At 69.2% G+C, this 16170-nt stretch carries 13 protein-coding genes; 8 read left to right on the top strand and 5 right to left on the bottom strand.

Features of this window, described 5'->3' with window-relative positions:
• The first annotated feature begins 2 nt into the window (after positions 1–2).
• Positions 3–3164: a VWA domain-containing protein gene (locus VEC57_04065; protein HYB98289.1), complete on the top strand. Its 3162-nt coding sequence runs from the start codon at positions 3–5 to the stop codon at positions 3162–3164.
• A gap of 50 nt (positions 3165–3214) precedes the next feature.
• Here VEC57_04065 and nth read toward each other — a convergent pair whose 3' ends face one another.
• Complete coding sequence (gene nth, locus VEC57_04070; GenBank protein ID HYB98290.1) at positions 3215–3943, bottom strand: endonuclease III; 729 nt, start codon at positions 3941–3943, stop codon at positions 3215–3217.
• A gap of 86 nt (positions 3944–4029) precedes the next feature.
• Here nth and VEC57_04075 point away from each other — a divergent pair, with 86 nt between their 5' ends.
• The 5 genes from VEC57_04075 (at position 4030) to VEC57_04095 (ending at position 8636) form a co-directional block, all read left to right on the top strand.
• Complete coding sequence (locus VEC57_04075) at positions 4030–5028, top strand: Gfo/Idh/MocA family oxidoreductase (GenBank protein ID HYB98291.1); 999 nt, start codon at positions 4030–4032, stop codon at positions 5026–5028.
• 224 nt (positions 5029–5252) lie between these two features.
• Positions 5253–6158 (top strand): hypothetical protein, encoded by a 906-nt coding sequence (locus VEC57_04080; GenBank protein ID HYB98292.1) that lies wholly within the window; start codon positions 5253–5255, stop codon positions 6156–6158.
• Positions 6155–6700 (top strand): NUDIX hydrolase, encoded by a 546-nt coding sequence (locus VEC57_04085; GenBank protein HYB98293.1) that lies wholly within the window; start codon positions 6155–6157, stop codon positions 6698–6700. The genes VEC57_04080 and VEC57_04085 overlap by 4 nt, the downstream gene beginning before the upstream one ends.
• A gap of 4 nt (positions 6701–6704) precedes the next feature.
• A complete protein-coding gene (locus VEC57_04090) occupies positions 6705–8201 on the top strand; it encodes a DASS family sodium-coupled anion symporter (GenBank protein HYB98294.1) in 1497 nt (498 codons plus the stop codon).
• A gap of 6 nt (positions 8202–8207) precedes the next feature.
• Positions 8208–8636 (top strand): VOC family protein, encoded by a 429-nt coding sequence (locus VEC57_04095; protein HYB98295.1) that lies wholly within the window; start codon positions 8208–8210, stop codon positions 8634–8636.
• 16 nt (positions 8637–8652) lie between these two features.
• Here the strand turns inward: VEC57_04095 and VEC57_04100 are convergent, their stop codons facing one another.
• Both VEC57_04100 and VEC57_04105 read right to left on the bottom strand, forming a co-directional pair.
• Positions 8653–9669, bottom strand: coding sequence for an MBL fold metallo-hydrolase (locus tag VEC57_04100; protein HYB98296.1), 1017 nt, complete (start codon positions 9667–9669; stop codon positions 8653–8655).
• The gene (locus tag VEC57_04105; GenBank protein HYB98297.1) at positions 9654–10013 is read right to left on the bottom strand and encodes a hypothetical protein; all 360 of its coding nucleotides are present in this window, start codon (positions 10011–10013) and stop codon (positions 9654–9656) included. Before VEC57_04105 ends, VEC57_04100 begins: the two co-directional genes overlap by 16 nt.
• A gap of 123 nt (positions 10014–10136) precedes the next feature.
• On the opposite strand from VEC57_04105, the gene VEC57_04110 reads away from it, so the two are divergent.
• Complete coding sequence (locus tag VEC57_04110; protein ID HYB98298.1) at positions 10137–11906, top strand: glycosyltransferase family 39 protein; 1770 nt, start codon at positions 10137–10139, stop codon at positions 11904–11906.
• Positions 11869–13221 (top strand): magnesium transporter, encoded by a 1353-nt coding sequence (mgtE, locus tag VEC57_04115; protein ID HYB98299.1) that lies wholly within the window; start codon positions 11869–11871, stop codon positions 13219–13221. The genes VEC57_04110 and mgtE overlap by 38 nt, the downstream gene beginning before the upstream one ends.
• A gap of 119 nt (positions 13222–13340) precedes the next feature.
• Here the strand turns inward: mgtE and VEC57_04120 are convergent, their stop codons facing one another.
• Both VEC57_04120 and VEC57_04125 read right to left on the bottom strand, forming a co-directional pair.
• The gene (locus VEC57_04120) at positions 13341–14180 is read right to left on the bottom strand and encodes a ChbG/HpnK family deacetylase (GenBank protein HYB98300.1); all 840 of its coding nucleotides are present in this window, start codon (positions 14178–14180) and stop codon (positions 13341–13343) included.
• A 143-nt stretch (positions 14181–14323) separates the two neighbouring features.
• Positions 14324–16162: an exonuclease domain-containing protein gene (locus VEC57_04125; protein HYB98301.1), complete on the bottom strand. Its 1839-nt coding sequence runs from the start codon at positions 16160–16162 to the stop codon at positions 14324–14326.
• Between the last annotated feature and the right edge of the window lie 8 nt (positions 16163–16170).

A 16170-nucleotide genomic window follows, 5' to 3' on the forward strand; every position in this document is an offset into this window, starting at 1 on the left:
CCGTGGCCGGCCGGCGCGCCTGGATCGAGAGCCGCCACTTCCACGGCAGCAGCGAGGGCGCCGCCGCGCTGCAGACGCTCTCCAGCATCGAGCCCGGCCTGCGCGAACGGATCCTGTCGCGCGGCGACGCGATCGCCACGCTGTCGGTGAGCCTGGCGCATACGTATGCAATCCAGGCGGCGCGCGCGGCAGCCGCGGGCGCCAAGGCGCACGACGCCTGGGAAGCGCTGCTGCTGCGCCTGCTCGGCGAGCAGGCTGCGCAGCGCGAGCTCGCGCTCGCATTCTTCCGCATCGATCCGGCGGCGGTTGCCCGCTGGAACGCGGCCGCGCGCGGCGCCTGGCTGGACGCGGCGCTCGACCTGGCCTCGGCGTCCCGCCGGCTCGCCACAGCGTTCGTCGATGCGACAGCGGCGGCCGTCGCGGCCGACGCGGCCGAGGCCTGGCCGCAGCCGGAGCTCGCGCGCGCATGGACGTCGCAGGCGCTGTCGCTGCTGACGCGCGGCGGATGGAGAAGCGAGTTCCTCGCCGAAGCGTTTCTGGCTTCCGGCGGCCGCCTGATGCCGCTGCTCGACGAGGCTGGCGTGCATCCGTGGGCGGCGCTGGTGGCGAGCATCGGAACGCACGGCCGCAGCCCGCGGCCGCCCGATCCACCGCCGTTGCTGGCCCGCCTGCCGGCGGCCACGCGCACGCAGGTGCTGGCACTGTGTGCAGCCGCGGGCGCCGACAATCCGCGTCGGGCCATGCGCCTGCTGGAGACGCTGCCGGCAGCGATGTCGAGGCTGCCCGAGCAGGTCGCGCGGCCGCTCCTGGACGCGATCATCCTCGCCGCGACGTGCGAGGATCTGCCCGATGCAGTGCCGCTGCTGCCCGGCGTGCTGCACGCTTTGACGCCGGGCCAGCTGGCGGTGGTCCTGGAGCTGGCGCGCACGGTGGCGCAGGAAGCGCCGGCGCTGCTGCCCTCGTATCTGCGCACGGTCGACCGGGCGATCGAGGCCGGCGGTCAGCAGGGTGTCGAGCTGTGGGTATGGCACGGCCTGGAGCTGGCCCGCACACACGTCGCCGCCGCGGCCGCGCACTTCCGCCTGGAAAGCCGCACCTCGCACAAGCTGCTCGTGCAGCACACCAGCGCCGTCACGTTCGCCGAAGTCGAAGGAATGCTGCGACGATACCTGACGATGATGTCGCGCCGCTCTTTCCAGCTCACCGGTGCGCCCGGCCTGTGGATGCGGCCGCCGCTGGCGGCGCCCGAAGACGTCTCGGTGCGCCTGCCCGAGCGCATCGACGTCTTCCCGAGCTCCGAAGACAACCAGTGCCTGTACAAGGTGCTGGCCTCGCACATCGCCGGCCGCTTCGAATATGGCACCTACGACTTCGACCTCGGCGAGCTCACCTCGCGCGGCTGGACTCCGCCGGGCATCGACGAAGCCGAAGGCGCCGACATCGTCTCGTTCCTCCGCTGTTTCCCCAATCCGTTGCTGGCCAGCGCGCTCTTCGTGCTCCTCGACGGCATTCGCATCGACGCCTGTCTCGAGCGCGACTTTGCCGGGCTGCGCGCCGACCTGCGCCGCCTCGGGCGTGCCTACGCCGACGCCGCCGTGCCGGCCGCGCACGACCGGCACGACGAGCGCATGCTCGAGACCCTGTTCCAGATGGGAGTGGCGCGCCGCGCCGCCGATGAGCTCGAGCCGAGGCTGCGTGCGCAGGCCTCCGTGCTGTCTTCCAGCCTCGAGCTGCTGCGAAGCGAGGCCGCCACCGTCTACGACAGCGCCGCGCTGACGATCGCGTACTACTCGGGCCTCGCGTTCGCGCAGGCGCGCGCGATCGAGGACGCCGAAGAGGCCGGCATGGTCGAGATGGGCGGCGCCACCGTCGTCGATCCGTTCGAGCACCTCGACGACGCGCAGCGCGCCGACAACACGGCGCCCTGGAGACCCGATCCGGCGCGAGCCGAGCCGACCGACCGGGCAGCCGGCCACGTGCGCCTGCAGCTCTCGGACGACGAAGGCGCGCCGCCATCGGCCGGCCGCCCGTTGTCCCTCGAAGAGCTGCGCTCGCTGCTGGAGCGCGGCGGCGACCTCAAGATCACCGAAGCGCACGGCCGCATCGAAGAGGGCCTCGGTCTCTACATCACCGACCTGCTCGGCAAGCTGCCTGCCGAGCAGCTGCGCGAGCTGCGCGAGAAGATCGCCGCCGGCGACGCCGACGCGGTGCGCGCATGGCTGTCGCGGCAGGCCAGCGGCACCCATCTCTATTACGACGAGTGGGACTACGGCATCGGCGACTACCGGCGGCGCTGGTGCCGTCTGGTCGAGGTCGAGGGCGAGGAGGATGCAGGCGAGTTCTTCGCCGCCGCCCTCGAACGCTCGGGCGAGCTGGTCCAGCAGATCAAGCGCGACATGCAGCTCATCCGTCCCGAGCAGCTGCGGCGCGTGCCGCGGATGGAGCATGGCGAGGAGTTCGATCTGAACGCGCTGGTCGAGGCGCACGCCGACCGCCGCACGCGCCGCACGCCGAGCGATCGCCTGTACGTTGCACGCAAGCCCGAAGAGCGCGACGTCGCCACGCTGTTCCTGCTCGACATGAGCGCTTCCACCGACGAGCCGCTCCCCGGCTCCGCCGGTGACGGCGAGATCCGGCGCGTCATCGACCTGACCAAGGACACGCTGGTGGTGCTCGCGCAGGTGCTCGACGAGATCGGCGACAGCTATGCCATCTACGGCTTTTCCGGCCACGGCCGCGACAACGTCGAGGTCTACCACGTCAAGTCCTTCGGCGAGCGCCTCAGCGACAAGGTGCGAAGCCGGCTCGGCGGCATCCAGCCCAAGCGTTCGACGCGAATGGGCGCGGCGCTGCGCCATGCGGGCGAGAAGCTGGCCCGCACCACCGCACGCGCGCGCCATCTGATCCTGCTCAGCGACGGGTTTCCGCAGGATTTCGATTACGGCGAGGACCGCCGATCCAACGTCTACGGCATCCGCGACACGATGCAGGCGCTCAAGGAGCTGGAGAAGCGCGGCATGCAGACCTTCTGCATCACCGTCGATCCTGCCGGGCACGACTACCTCGGCGAGATGTGCCCGACCGCGCGCTACGCCGTCATCGAGGACATTCGCGAGCTGCCGCGCGAGCTGGTGCGCATCTACCGCAAGATCACGCGCGCGTGACCGGCGCGCTCCTCCACATCGCCGTGACGCCCGCCGCCACCGCCATGCAATCAGCGGCTCTGCGTCACGCCGATGCGGGGACACCACTCCCGCAGCGTACAGGTGCTGCACAGCGGCGAGGTGGGCTTGCAGACGGTCTGTCCGAAGCTGACCAGCAGGTCGTTGTACTGGAGCCAGTAACGCGGCGGCAGCTTCTCGCGCAGCGCCATCTCGGTCTTGTCCGGCGTCTTGGTTTTGACGTAGCCGAGGCGGTTGGAAATGCGGTGGACGTGCGTGTCGACGCAGATGGCCGGCTTCTCGTAGCCCGCGCCCACGACGAGATTGGCGGTCTTGCGGCCGACGCCCTTGAAGGTGAGCAGCGTATCGATGTCGTCGGGCACGCGGCCGCCGAATTCCTCGACGATCCGCCGCGCCATCTCGACCAGGCGCGGCGCCTTGGTGCGGTAGAAGCCCACCGGGTAGATCGCCTTGGCGATCACGTCGGGATCGGCGGCCGCCAGAGCCCCGACGTCGGGCGCGATCGCGAACAGCCGCTCGGCCGCCTTGGCGGTGGTCGCGTCCTGCGTGCGCAGGCTCAGGATGCACGAGGCCAGCACGCGGTAGGGCTCACGCGTCGTCTCGGCGATCAGCGTGACGATGGGCGCCTGGGACACACGATAGGCGGCGCGCAGGCGCCGCACGACCTGAGGCAGCACTTCGTTGGTAACGGCCGCCGGTCGGTGGCGGCTGGAGCGGTTGGCGCGAGCAGCGATGCGCCGGCGTGGTGGGGAGACGGGCATGCGCTGCTCGATAGGGAGCGCCGCCAGTGGATGCAAAATCGGCCGCCGGGCTTTGCGAGCACGCCTCTGCCGACTAAGCTTCGAGCATGACGATGACGAAGCTGCGAGTAGGGATCGTCGGCGTCGGCCGCCACGGGAGCCGTTACGCGCGCCATGCCGCCAGCGACGTCGACGGAATCCAGCTGGTGGCGGTTTCGCGCCGCGATCGAATCGAAGGCGAGAAGATCGCGCGCGAGCTGGGATGCGATTTCGTTGCCTCCGCATCGGAGCTCGTGCGGCGCGACGACATCGACACCGTCATCTTCGTCACCGTCCCCAGCCTGCTGCCGGATCTGGTGGAGGCGGCGGTGGGGGCCGGCAAGCGTCTTCTCATCGAGAAGCCCGTCGCAGCGAACCTCACCGACGGTCGCCGCATCCGCGCCGCGATCGCACGGCGGCCCACGTACTGCTTGGCAGGCCACACGCTGCGTCTGAATGCCGCGGTGGCGGCCGTGCGAGCCGCGCTGCCGGCGCTGGGTCGCATCGATTCGTGGCTGTTCAGCCAGCGATTTCCGCCACAGCTGTCGATCCCCTGGCTCGACGACGCCGCACGCTCGGGCGGCGGCAACGTCCTTCACACCGGCGTCCACTGCTTCGATCTGCTGCAGTGGCTGTCGGGACATCGAGTCGAAAGCGTGTGCGCGGCGGCACGCCGCATCCACACGCGCGGCACCGAAGACAGCTTCGTCGCGTCGATGACGCTGGAGGGCACGAGCGCGCTCGCGCAGGTCACGTGCTCGCGCTCGACCAACAGTCGCAACGGCCTGATCGAGGTCAGCGGCGAACACGGGCAGATCGTCGTCGATCACGTGCTCGGGACCGGCTACCGCATCGGCCCCGCCGGCCGCGAGGAGCTTGCGCTGGAGCCGCCGCGCATGACCGTCCGCGCCATTCTGGAGCAGCTCGTCCGCGATGTCCGCTCCGGCTCCGCACCGTGGATTCCGTACGACGACGGGCTGTCGGCCGTCGCGGTGGCGCAGGCATGCTACCGCTCCATCGCGTCGCACTCGTTCGAGAGTGTGCCGTCGGTGACGGGCGCAGAATGACGAAACGCGTCGCAGATGCCGCGACTGTGAAAAATGCCCACTTGCCGCTGCAAATGTTGCGCGGCCAGCCCGTCGAATGGGTTATGAAAATGTGCCGTACGGGGTGGCGAATTAGCTCGTTGTCTTCTGGCAACGAGACGGTAGAGTTGTGACTTATGCCTGCTGGACGTCGCGTAACAGTTGTCAGTCATGGACCCAATTGCCTGGACGGGCTCACCTGCGCGGTGGTCGCCGCGCGCTACTTCGCCGGCCGCCCCTACCAGGCGATCTTCGCGAGCAATCGCCAGATCGACGAAACCCTCCAAGGGTACTCGCCCGAACGCCCGGACAATGAGGAGCTCTGGATCACCGACATCTCCTGGCGCTCCGAGGACACGACCAGCCATCTGAACGCGCTGGTCGAGCGCGGGCTCGAGCTGTACTGGGTCGATCATCACAAAACCGCGCTCGAGGCCCGCAACAAGGGCGGCCTTCGCGCGAACTTCACCGATCATGTGCTCGACATGAAGTATGCGGCCAGCCGCCTGCTCTACGAGTACTTGTGCCGCCGCGCCGCCGAGCGCGGCGAGTCCAAGCCCGGCCTGCTCGCGCTGCGCAATCTCGTTCTGGCGGCCGACGACATCGACCGCTGGGTCCTGCAGATCGAAGGGTCGCGCGAGCTGGCGCTGACGGTTCGGGCCATGGAGCAGGCCGACGCCTTCAAGGCGCTGCTCTCGATGGATTCGAACCTCACCTACGGTCCCGAGCTGCGGCGTGCGCGGGATCGCGTCGAGCGCGACCTCGAAGCGACCATGCGACTTGCCGACGGAACCCGCCGCGTACGCGAAGTGCCGGGACGGGATCTGACCGTCGTCGCTGCCGAATGCGACGGCTATCCCGGCGAGATCGCCGACCGCTGGCGCGGGCGCTTCCGCCGCGCGGTCTTCGCGCTTTACGACCGGAGGGGTGGCGGTATAAGCTTCCGCCGCACTCCGGATTGTCCCATCGATCTTTCGCGCTTGGCGGCGAATTTCGGCGGCGGCGGCCACGAGGCCGCTTCCGGCTGCGAGATGGATGTTCCTGGTCCGGGGCGTGCTGATTGTCTGGCCGACATGGCGGCCGATGCCCTGAACCGGGAAGTCGACTTGTGAGCCAACTCGAGACTCTTTCCGCCAAATACGGACCGCCCAAGAACATCATCTGCCCTCTGCCCACGTTGCACTTTCCGCCGGTGCGGGAGCGCAACGAGGGCGAGGTGTGCATGTGCATCCTTCGGCCCAACGGCCGATTCCTCCTTCAGACCAAGCAGAGCTATCCGGGTCAGGTGATGCGGCTGCCCTCGGGCGGCATCCAGCGCGGCGAGAACGTCGACGATGCGCTGCTGCGCGAGATCTGGGAGGAGACCAACCTCACCGTCCACGTCGAGCGCTTCCTTGCGCGCATCTGCTATGAATCAGGCGGCATGCGCGCGCGCTTCTGCACCTACATGTTCATGGTCCGCGAGATCGCCGGCGAGCTGCGCAGCAACGACCCCGACGAGAAGATCACCGACTGGAGGGAGGCGCTCCCGCAGGAGCTGCCCGGCTACGCCGACGCGCTGCGCCGCATGCAGCCGTCGTGGAAGAGCTGGGGGATCTTCCGTGCTGCCGCCCTCGACACGCTCTTCCAACACTGTGGCGACCTGAAGGCCTGACCTGGTGGTCGCCCGCCTGGGACTGCTGGCCGGCCCGGTGGCCTTTCTCGTCCTGGGGCTGATGCCCGCACCGCAGGGTCTGCCGCCGGCAGGCCAGTGGGCCGCCGCCACGGGCGTGCTCATGGCCATCTGGTGGCTGACGGAAGCGCTGCCGCCGGCCGTCACCGCCATGGCTCCGGTCGTGCTGCTGCCGCTGACCGGCGCGATGCAGGCCGACGACATCACTCGCCCCTACGCCAGCGAGACGAACTTCCTGTTCCTGGGCGGCCTCATCATCGCAACCGCGGTGGAGCGATGGGAGCTGCACCGGCGGATGGCGCTGTGGATCATCGATTCGTTCGGCACCTCGCCGGCCGGCATCGTGCTCGGATTCATGGTCGCCACCGCCTCGATCTCGGCATGGATCTCCAACGCCGCGACCACGATGATGATGCTGCCCATCGCAACGGCGGTCGTGGCGCAGCTGGCGCGGGTGGCGCCGAGCCTGGAACGCGAGCTGGCTCCGCCGCTGCTCCTGGCGGTCGCTCACGCCGCCACGATCGGAGGGCTGGCCACGATCGTGGGCACGCCGCCCAACGCGATTTTCGTCGGTTCGGTGGCCAGGATCTTTCCGGAAGCTCCTCCCATCGGTTTCCTGCAGTGGATGCTGGTGGGCACGCCGGTGACGCTGCTGCTGGTGCCGGTGACGTGGCTTTACCTGGTACGGGTCGCTTCGCCCCTGGCAAAACGCACCGTCGTCATCGACCGCACCGTGGTGCGCGAACAACGCTCCGCCCTCGGCCCGATGAACGCGGCCGAGCGCCGGGTCCTGGCGGTCTTCGCGGCGACGGCGTTTCTGTGGATGTTTCGCAGCCCCATCGATATCGGCGCGTTCGCCGTCCCGGGCTGGTCGCAGTTGCTGCCGGCGCCGTCGCGCATCGGCGACTCCACCGTCGCCATCGCGATGGCGCTGGTGCTCTTCCTGATTCCGTCTGGAAAGAAAGGGCAGCGCCTGATGGACTGGCCCTCGGCCGTCAAGCTGCCCTGGGGCGTGCTGCTGCTTCTCGGCGGTGGCTTCGCGCTGGCGGATGCGACACGCGCCACCGGCTTGGCGCAGTGGATCGGGGGCAACCTCGGCGGAATGGAGCAGGTCAGCGCTCTGACGAAGGTGCTGCTGGTATCTCTGTCGATCACGTTCCTGACCGAGGTGATGACCAACACCGCCCTTGTCAGCATCATGATGCCGATCATGGCTGCCAGCGCGGCAGCGGCCGGCACCGACCCGATCCTGCTGATGCTGCCGTGCACGCTGGCCGCCTCGCTCGGCTTCATGCTTCCTTCGGGAACGGCGCCCAACGCGATCGTCTTCTCCACGGGGCACCTCAGCGTCGGCTATATGGCGCGCGTCGGTTTCGCCCTCAACGTCATTTCGGTCATCGTCGTCACGGCCGTGACGTTCCTGATCGCGCGCCCGGTCTTCTCGATCTCGCTGGACGGGCCGCCGCCGTGGTCGTTACACTGACGCCGCATGCGAGCCACCTGCACGCACATCGCGCTGCACTGCCGCGACATCGAGGCCTCGGTCGCATTCTACATGCGCCACGTCGGCCTCCACGAGGTGCACCGCCGCTGCGACAGCGACATGACGGTGGTGTGGCTCGGCGAGCACGATCGGCGCGATCCTTTCGTCATCGTCCTGCTCGGCACCGAGCACGGCGACTCGGCGGAGCCGCCGCCGGTGGCACATCTCGGCTACGCCGTGGCTGCTCGCGAGGATGTCGATCGCATCGCCCGTGACGCCACCGACCAGGGGCTGGCGGTGGTAGGCCCCGTCTACGCAGGCGCCATCGTCGGCTACTTCTGCATGATCCGGGATCCGGACGGCAACTGGGTCGAGTTCTCGTTCGGCCAGTCGCTCGGGCAGGAGCTCGAGAAGGGCTCCCAAGAGCACGGGTGATTCGCCGGACTCGCCCTCACCGCACGGTCGCGCCACGGGCGGCGGCAGCGGCAGAGTTCTTGGGCGGGACCTGCTCGATCTCGTGCGTGACGAAGGAGGCGATGCCAATCGCGGCGACCGCCTTGTCGTCATGGCCCGGAACCACGATCAGGCGCGGCTCGAGCAGCGAGAACTTCTTGATCCGCCAGATCTGCTCCCACCACATGCCCATGTCGTAGGCCGAGATCGGCTGCGCGGCCCACCGCCAGCTTTTCTCGGTCCAGGCAGCGTCGCCGGTCAGCAGCACAGGCGCCTCCGGCGTGCGCACGAGCATCCCCTGGCTGCCGGGCGTGTGCCCGGAAAGGTCGATGAGGAAAATGCTGCCGTCGCCGAAGAGATCGTGCGCACCGATGAACGTGCCCAGCGATTGCTCGGTGCCGTAATCGACGACGCTCCACCGCGCCAGCCCGTCAAGAACCTCGGCGTCGACGAAGTCGGTTGCGCGCACGCCCGCCTCCGCCCATTCCTTCTCCGCGCGCGACACGACGACGCGGGCATTCGTGAACGCATCGATGTCGCCGGTGTGATCGAAGTGCAGATGCGAGAGGACCACGGTGCCGACATTGCCGGGGTCGAGGCCAGCGTCGCGCATCTGCGTCGACAGCCCCGCGCGTTCGGGAACGTCGAGCATCCGGAGCCTGGCTCCGAGCCAGCCCACGTAGCGCTCGGGCTCCTCGTGCGCGCGCTCGGCCATCCCGGTATCGAAGACCACCAAGCCCCTGGACGGATGCTCGATGACGAAGGCCCAGGCGCCCATGTCGATGCGCGCGGTCCAGCTGCCGCCGGCCCACACAGCGCCCTCGACGCTGTTGACGTCACCGGTACGAAACGCGTGAATTCTCATGCCGGGAATTCCGGCATACGGCTGCTGCCATCGGTCGGTCGACGGCTCGATGCGCGGAACGGGAAGGGGCTGGTGACAGGCCGCGACCGCCACCGCCAACGATGCCGTTGCGGCAGCGAGGGCGGCGCGTCCGCTCACGACCAGTAGCATCCGAACGGATCGCGCGAGATCTCGGACAGACAATCGGCGATGGAGCCGCAGAAGGTATCGCCGCCGGCGTGGCAGTACGCGGTCCAGCGGCCGTTGCCCTTCTTCCAGAAGAGCTGGTAGCGATCGCCCTGCGGCCGCAGCTGCGCGATGCGTTGATCGACGACGTCGCAACCGCACGCATCAGGCGCACGATGTACGACGGTGATCACGCCGGCGCTGGCACGAGCCAGAATCTCGCCGCGCGTCCCTACACGCCATCCGAGCTGTCGACGTACGAGAAAAGGGAGGAAGTCGAAGACGGTGGCACCGTGCTGCGTTTTTTCGGAGACGGAGCTGCGTGCCATGACGCGCGAGAATAATCGCGAGAAAACCGAATTGGCAAATGCGCACAGGTCCGGAAGAGGGAGCGCGCGCGATGTTTGCGCCGTCGACATCGCGTCTCGTTTCGAGGCGGTGTAGTGAGCGGGATGCGCCAGCGCAGTGAGACGTTCCCGGTCGCGCTGCCGGCCGCGCTCATCGCCGCCGTCATCACGGGTTTCGCGGTGCTTTCGTGGCCGGCGCTGACACGTGTCCCGTTCTACACCAAGGGCGAGCCGCGTGAGGCGCTCGTCGTGCAGTCGCTTGCTGGCGGTGACAACGTGATCCTGCCGACGCGCAATGGCAACGAGCTGCCTTCCAAGCCGCTCCTGTTCCACTGGCTCGGCGCGGCCATCAGCATTCTTGACGGCGGCGTCACGGAAGCGACGGTGCGCATGCCGTCGCTGATCGCATCCGTCGTCACGCTGGTCGCCACTGCGGCGGCGGCATGGGCATGGGCCGGACCTTCCACCGCTGCGGCGTCGACGGTGGTTCTGGCCACATCGCTGCAATGGCTGGCCTCTTCGGTCACCGCGCGCGTGGACCTGCTGCTGGCCGCCTGCATCGCGCTGGCGCTGTTCGCGTTCGCCCGGGCCTACCATGCGGGCCGGCCGATCCCGCTCGCCACGTACGCGCTGATGGTCGCGGCGACGTTGACCAAGGGACCGGTCGGGCTGGTGCTGCCGTCGATGGTGGTGCTCGCCTTCCTGTGGGCGCGTCGAGATCTGGCCTACCTCCGCGCGGCCGACGCACGCCGTCTGGCGGCGGCATGCGCCGCCGCCAGCATCTGGTACGTGGCCGCCTTCGTCGTGGGCGGCGAGGCGTTCGTGGCCAAGCAGATCCTCAAGGAGAACGTCTTGCGCGTTCTCGATCCCGACAGTGTCGATGCAGGTCACGTGCGGCCGTTCTGGTACTACGTGCCGCTCCTGGCGGCCGGCGCCGCACCGTGGACACTGTTCGCGCCGGCGCTGGCGGTCTCGTGGCGGCGCCGGCGCTCCGAGCTCCTCGAGGGGCCGATGCTGCTGCCGCTGGTATGGCTGGCGGTGACGGTGGGGCTGTTCTCGCTGGCCGGCTCCAAGCGCTCCGTTTACCTGCTGCCGGCCTATCCGGCGATCGCCCTGCTGGTGGGCCGGGCGTGGGCCACGCTCGATGAGGATTGCACCGAGCCGTCGCGCGCTCGCGAAGTCTCGATGACGATCGGTGCGGCTGCCATAGGCGTGCTCGCGACGGTCGCGGCCATGGCCGTGGCCGCGCACCTTGCCGGAGCGCAGGTCGCGCCGATGCTGGCACCGCTGATGAGCGAGACTGACAATGCCAATGTGCCGGCCGCGCTCGCATCGATCGACGCGCATCAGGGCCTGGCGGCGCTGTGGGCGGCGCTCGTCGTCGCAGCCACGGCGGGGATGGGTTTTGCGCTGCGCGGCGGCCGCTGCCGCGCCGTCATGGGCTGCGCCGCCGCGATCGTGATGGCCACGGCGGTGTTCGCGTCCACCACGCTGCTTCCTGCGTTGGCGGAGCGCCGCAGCAGCCGCGGCTTCCTTTCGCGCGCGGAGGCGGTGCTGCCGGCGGACGCGCCGTTGTCCTTTTTCGGAGGCATCGATTATGGGGCCGTGTTCTACCGGGGAAGGCCCATCCCGACGCTCGAGAGGCTCGCGGATCTTTCTCCAATCGACGGAGCCTGGCTCCTTACGCGGCGCGCCAGCCTGCCGGCTCTGGCAACGCAGGCGCAAGAATGGAAGACAGGGCACGAGGCGTCGGGGACGTATGACGTCGCCGAAGTGCTGGCAGACCAACCATCGCAATCGTCGCTCCTACTGGTGCGCATCGTGAGGCGGCCGAGAGATGAGCGCTCCAGCGGAAATCGAGAAGCCCGACCGTGACCTCATCACGGCGCTGCTGGAAGCAGGCGACGAAGGCGCGCTGCGCGAGCGCCTGACCGACCTCCATCCGGCCGACCTCGGCGACCTGCTCGACTCGCTGGAAGATCCCGAGCGCGCGCTTCAACTCTTTCGTCTGCTCAGTCCGGAGACCGCCTCCGAAGTCATTCGCGAGGTCAACGAGCATACCCGTGGATCGCTGGCCGAGATGCTCTCGGACGCGCGCCTGACCGCGGTCCTGGAGCGCCTCGACACCGACGACGCCGCCGACCTGCTCGGCAAGCTGCCCGAGGACCGGCTCGATCGCCTGCTGCGGCGGGCTAGCCCCGAGGTACGGCGCAACGTCGCCGGCCTGCTCACCTACCCCGAAGACAGCGCCGGCGGCATCATGAAGACCGAGGTGGCGACGGCGCCTGCCGACTCCACCGTGCGCGAGGTCATCGACTATATCCGCAAGCGCGCCGACGACTTTCACGACGTCAACGACGTCTTCGTCGCCGACGCACAAAGACGTCTGGTCGGGCGCGTGCCGCTTCGTTCCCTCCTGCTCTACGACGATGATGCTGTGCTCGCCGACTTCATGGAGCCCGAGCCCGCCTCGGTCGAGGTCGACGTCGATCAGGAAGAAGTCGCGCGCATGTTCGAGAAGTACGACCTGCTCACGCTGCCGGTCGTGGATGCGCTCGGCCGCGTGGTCGGCCGCATCACGGTCGACGACATCGTCGACGTCATCGCCGAGGAGGCCACCGAGGACATCCTCAAGCTGGCCGGCGTCGGCGAGGAATCCATCACCACCGGCGGCCCGCTCCAGGCGGTGCGCTCGCGGCTTCCGTGGCTGGCGTTCAACTTCCTCACCGCGGCCTTGAGCGCGTTCATCATCGCGCAGTTCGAGGACACCATCCGCGAGGTCGCGATCGCCGCCGCGCTGATGACGGTGATCTCGGCGCTGGCCGGCAACGCCGGAACGCAGACGATGACGGTGCTGGTGCGCGGCATCGCCCTCGGCGAGGCGGGGCGCGCGCAGGCTCGGCGCCTGCTGCTGCGCGAGGCGCTGACCTCCTTCATCAGCGGCGCGCTGCTGGGACTGTCCTCGGCCTTGATCGTCTTCGTCTGGCGCGGCGACGCGCGCCTCGCGCTCGTCATGGGGCTGGCGCTGCTGATCAACCTTCAGGTTTCGGCGGCGGTGGGCACGCTGGTTCCGCTGATGCTGCGCGGGATGGGCCTGGACCCGGCGGTGTCCTCGTCGGTGCTCGTCACCGCAGCGACCGACTGGGGCGGCTTCTTCGTGTTCCTGGGTCTGTTGACGCTGATGCTGTAGTTGACGGCCGGGCACAGCGTGCCGTCTGCGGCGTTGCCGACCGCGTGCCCGCTCCGCCAGCTTGCCCGCTTGCGCGGCGCGCGCCTTGCAGCGGGGCACACTCTGCGCGACCTGCAAGACTAGAAATCTTCGATGAGGGACCGATAGGAGATCGGATCCACGCCCGACTCCGTAATCGCTTCGCGCACGATGCGGCTGCTGATGACGGCTGCCTCGCCCACACCGTCGAACTGATGGAACATCGAGCCGGGACGGCATACGAGCTCGGTGACGCCGTTCGGGAGGGCCTTGATGCGCGCAGCCACCGCGTGCTCGGTGGCAGGCCGCTGCAGGCTCAGAGGCTCGACGCGGTCGGGCCGCACGAACGACCTGGCACGCAGCCCGCCCCAGCGCACGATCATGCCGAGCACGCGTGATTCGGCCGCCGCCTGCACGACAGGGAGGCCCGAGCGCTGGTCCATCGGGACCAGGCGCGAGCACGGCATGCGCAGCGCGTGGATCGGATACTCCTCCGCCAGCTCCTTGATCACCGACAGCACCGTCGGATGGAGATGCAGGTGATAGTGCGAAGAAAGGAAGTTCAGGTTGAGCCCCGTAGCCAGGAACTTCTCGATCTGCGCCCGGATCTCGCTCTTGAGCTCCTCTCGCAGCCCGGCGCGCTTGCGGTACAGCCAGGCCGCTTCCAGCGGCCGGTCGACGAAGCGGCCGGCGCCATCGACGAGGTTGGGGATGTGCCGCCGGGGCAGCGTGGAGACGCCGTCGCACAGCACCAGCTGCAGCCCGACGCCCAGTCCCGGGCGCATCGAGGCTGCCACCGTCGCCGAATGCGAGGCCGTCGCGGTCACCCGCAGCGACGCGCTGGTGACGATGCCGCTCTCGTAGCCGGCGATCACCGCGTCGTTGACCTCGGGCAGCAGGCCGAAGTCGTCGGCCGTGATGATGACACACCGTCGTTTCAAGGGAGGTCCGGGGCCTTGGCGATATCAGCCGAGGAGGACGCGGGCAAGCCGGCGGCGCAGCGGCAAACGCGCGGAATTCTGTGGCTTTGGCTGTCTGCGATGGCCGCCTCGTCGGGCGGGCGCCGCGCGCGCCGGTGTGCAGGTCAGCGAAGCGCGGCGTGCAGGCGCGAGCGCGCGTCGGTGAGCGTGGCCTCGTCGGATTCCTCCAGGGCGATGAGCTGCTCGCCCGTGGCCGTCTCCGGCTCCTGAAGCCAGAATGCCAGGATGGTGCTGGCGTCGGCGGTGGGGAGCTCGTCGCGCGGAGGCAGCTGCCCCGCCCACGCCCGCCGCACGGTCGCCAGCAAAGCGTCCACATCGTCGTCGCCGCGAACGCTCCATGTGCCGATGCATCGACCGGCCACCACGGCCGCGACGAAGGCGCCACTGCCGAGCGGCGCCGGCGCCAGCGCCAGGTAATGCAAGGCGTTGATCAGCCAGTGCGAGCGCTGCGCCAGACGCTCGAGACGGCGCGCGGCCGCCTGGTAGCGGCCGTAGTCGGGGCTGCCTTGCGGCAGATGCAGGTTGGCCAGCAGCTCGCGTGGCCCGAAGCGGCTGCGCAGGCATCGTGACAACGCCTCGACCTGCTGCGCATAGCTGTCGGCATCGACCAGGGCGTTGCACGGGCTGGAGCAGCGCCCGGCCGGTCCCAGCGAACAGGGCTGATACTGCGGATCCGGCTTGAGCGGCCCCGGACACGTGCGCAGGCGGAAGGACGCCGCCACCAGCTCGGCGGCGTCGTTGGCGAACGCACGTCCCCGCAGCGGTCCTACGTACAGCGAGTCGTCGGGTGCAACGCGCGGAGCGACGAACACGCGCGGGAACGGTGCGCGCGTGGACACCTTGACGAACGAGCCGCGCGGCAGGTGACGGTCGCCGCGGTTGTAGCTCGGCTCGAAGCGGTGGATGTCGGCCGCCTCCAGCAGCGCCGCTTCCAGGGTCGAGCCGCAGCGCGTGAACGAGATCTCGTAGGTTTTGGAGATCATCGCCAGCTGCCGGTCGCTGGCGTGATCGGCAGCCAGAAAGTACTGCAGCACGCGCTCGCGCAGATTGTCGGCGCGGCCGATGAACAGCGGCTCCTCCTCGCGACCGATCAGGCGGTAGACGCCGGGCGCCGCCGGCAGCTCTTCGAGGTCCGACTGCCGTACGTGGATCTCGAGGCGGCGCGGCGCGGCCGGATCCGCCTGCGCTTCGATCAGCTCGTGCACGCGCCTGGCGCCGCGCTCCTGCAGCATCGGGACGAAGCGGGCGAGCAGTTCCACCGTCATCTCCGCATCCGCCATCGCGCGGTGGCGGCGCGACGGCGCCAGGCCGAAGTGCGTGCACAGCGCTTCGAGCGACGTGCGGCGCTGGTCGGGCATCAGACGCTGCGCCAGCTTGACGGTGCATAGCGTGGGCAGGCCCAGCGGGCGCCCGACCCATCGCTGGCAGGCGTGGTCGAGCAGCCGCGCGTCGAAGGCGGCGTTGTGCGCCACCAGCACGGCGCCCTCGGCAAAGGCCGCGAACTGCGCGATGACCGTGCGGATCGGCGGTGCCTTGGCCACCATCGCATCGGAGATGCCGGTCAGCTTGGTGACGAAGCTCGGGATGGGCCGCCCGGGATTGACGAGCGACTCGAAACGCCCGACCTCGCGAAGCCCTTCCAGACGGATGGCGCCGATCTCGGTCACGCCCTCGTCATCGGGTCGGTGTCCGGTCGTCTCCAGATCGACGACCACGAACGGGGCCGAGGAGATCTCGGCGTCGAGCACGTGCTCTTCGGCCAGCGACCACGCCGCGCCGGCATCGCGTTCGCGAAAGCGCGGATCGTCGGCGAGCAGCGCGCGCAGGAAGCTGCGACCGAATTCGCTGTCGCGCGAGCGGCCATCGAAGAGGAGATCCAGAAGCTCGGCCACCGGCGCAGGCCCGCTGCGCTCGGCGAGAAAGGAATGGAGGCGGTTGCGCACGTGATGCC

The sequence above is a fragment of the Candidatus Limnocylindrales bacterium genome, assembly GCA_035626395.1.
Lineage (GTDB): Bacteria > Desulfobacterota > Binatia > UBA1149 > CAITLU01 > DASPNH01.

Excerpts from the sequence above, each read along its gene's own strand:
- nth (HYB98290.1), bottom strand. The coding sequence starts at position 3,943 with ATGCCCGTCTCCCCACCACGCCGGCGCATCGCTGCTCGCGCCAACCGC.
- VEC57_04075 (HYB98291.1), top strand. The coding sequence starts at position 4,030 with ATGACGATGACGAAGCTGCGAGTAGGGATCGTCGGCGTCGGCCGCCAC.
- VEC57_04095 (HYB98295.1), top strand. The coding sequence starts at position 8,208 with ATGCGAGCCACCTGCACGCACATCGCGCTGCACTGCCGCGACATCGAG.
- VEC57_04100 (HYB98296.1), bottom strand. The coding sequence starts at position 9,669 with ATGCTACTGGTCGTGAGCGGACGCGCCGCCCTCGCTGCCGCAACGGCA.
- VEC57_04105 (HYB98297.1), bottom strand. The coding sequence starts at position 10,013 with ATGGCACGCAGCTCCGTCTCCGAAAAAACGCAGCACGGTGCCACCGTC.
- VEC57_04110 (HYB98298.1), top strand. The coding sequence starts at position 10,137 with ATGCGCCAGCGCAGTGAGACGTTCCCGGTCGCGCTGCCGGCCGCGCTC.
- mgtE (HYB98299.1), top strand. The coding sequence starts at position 11,869 with ATGAGCGCTCCAGCGGAAATCGAGAAGCCCGACCGTGACCTCATCACG.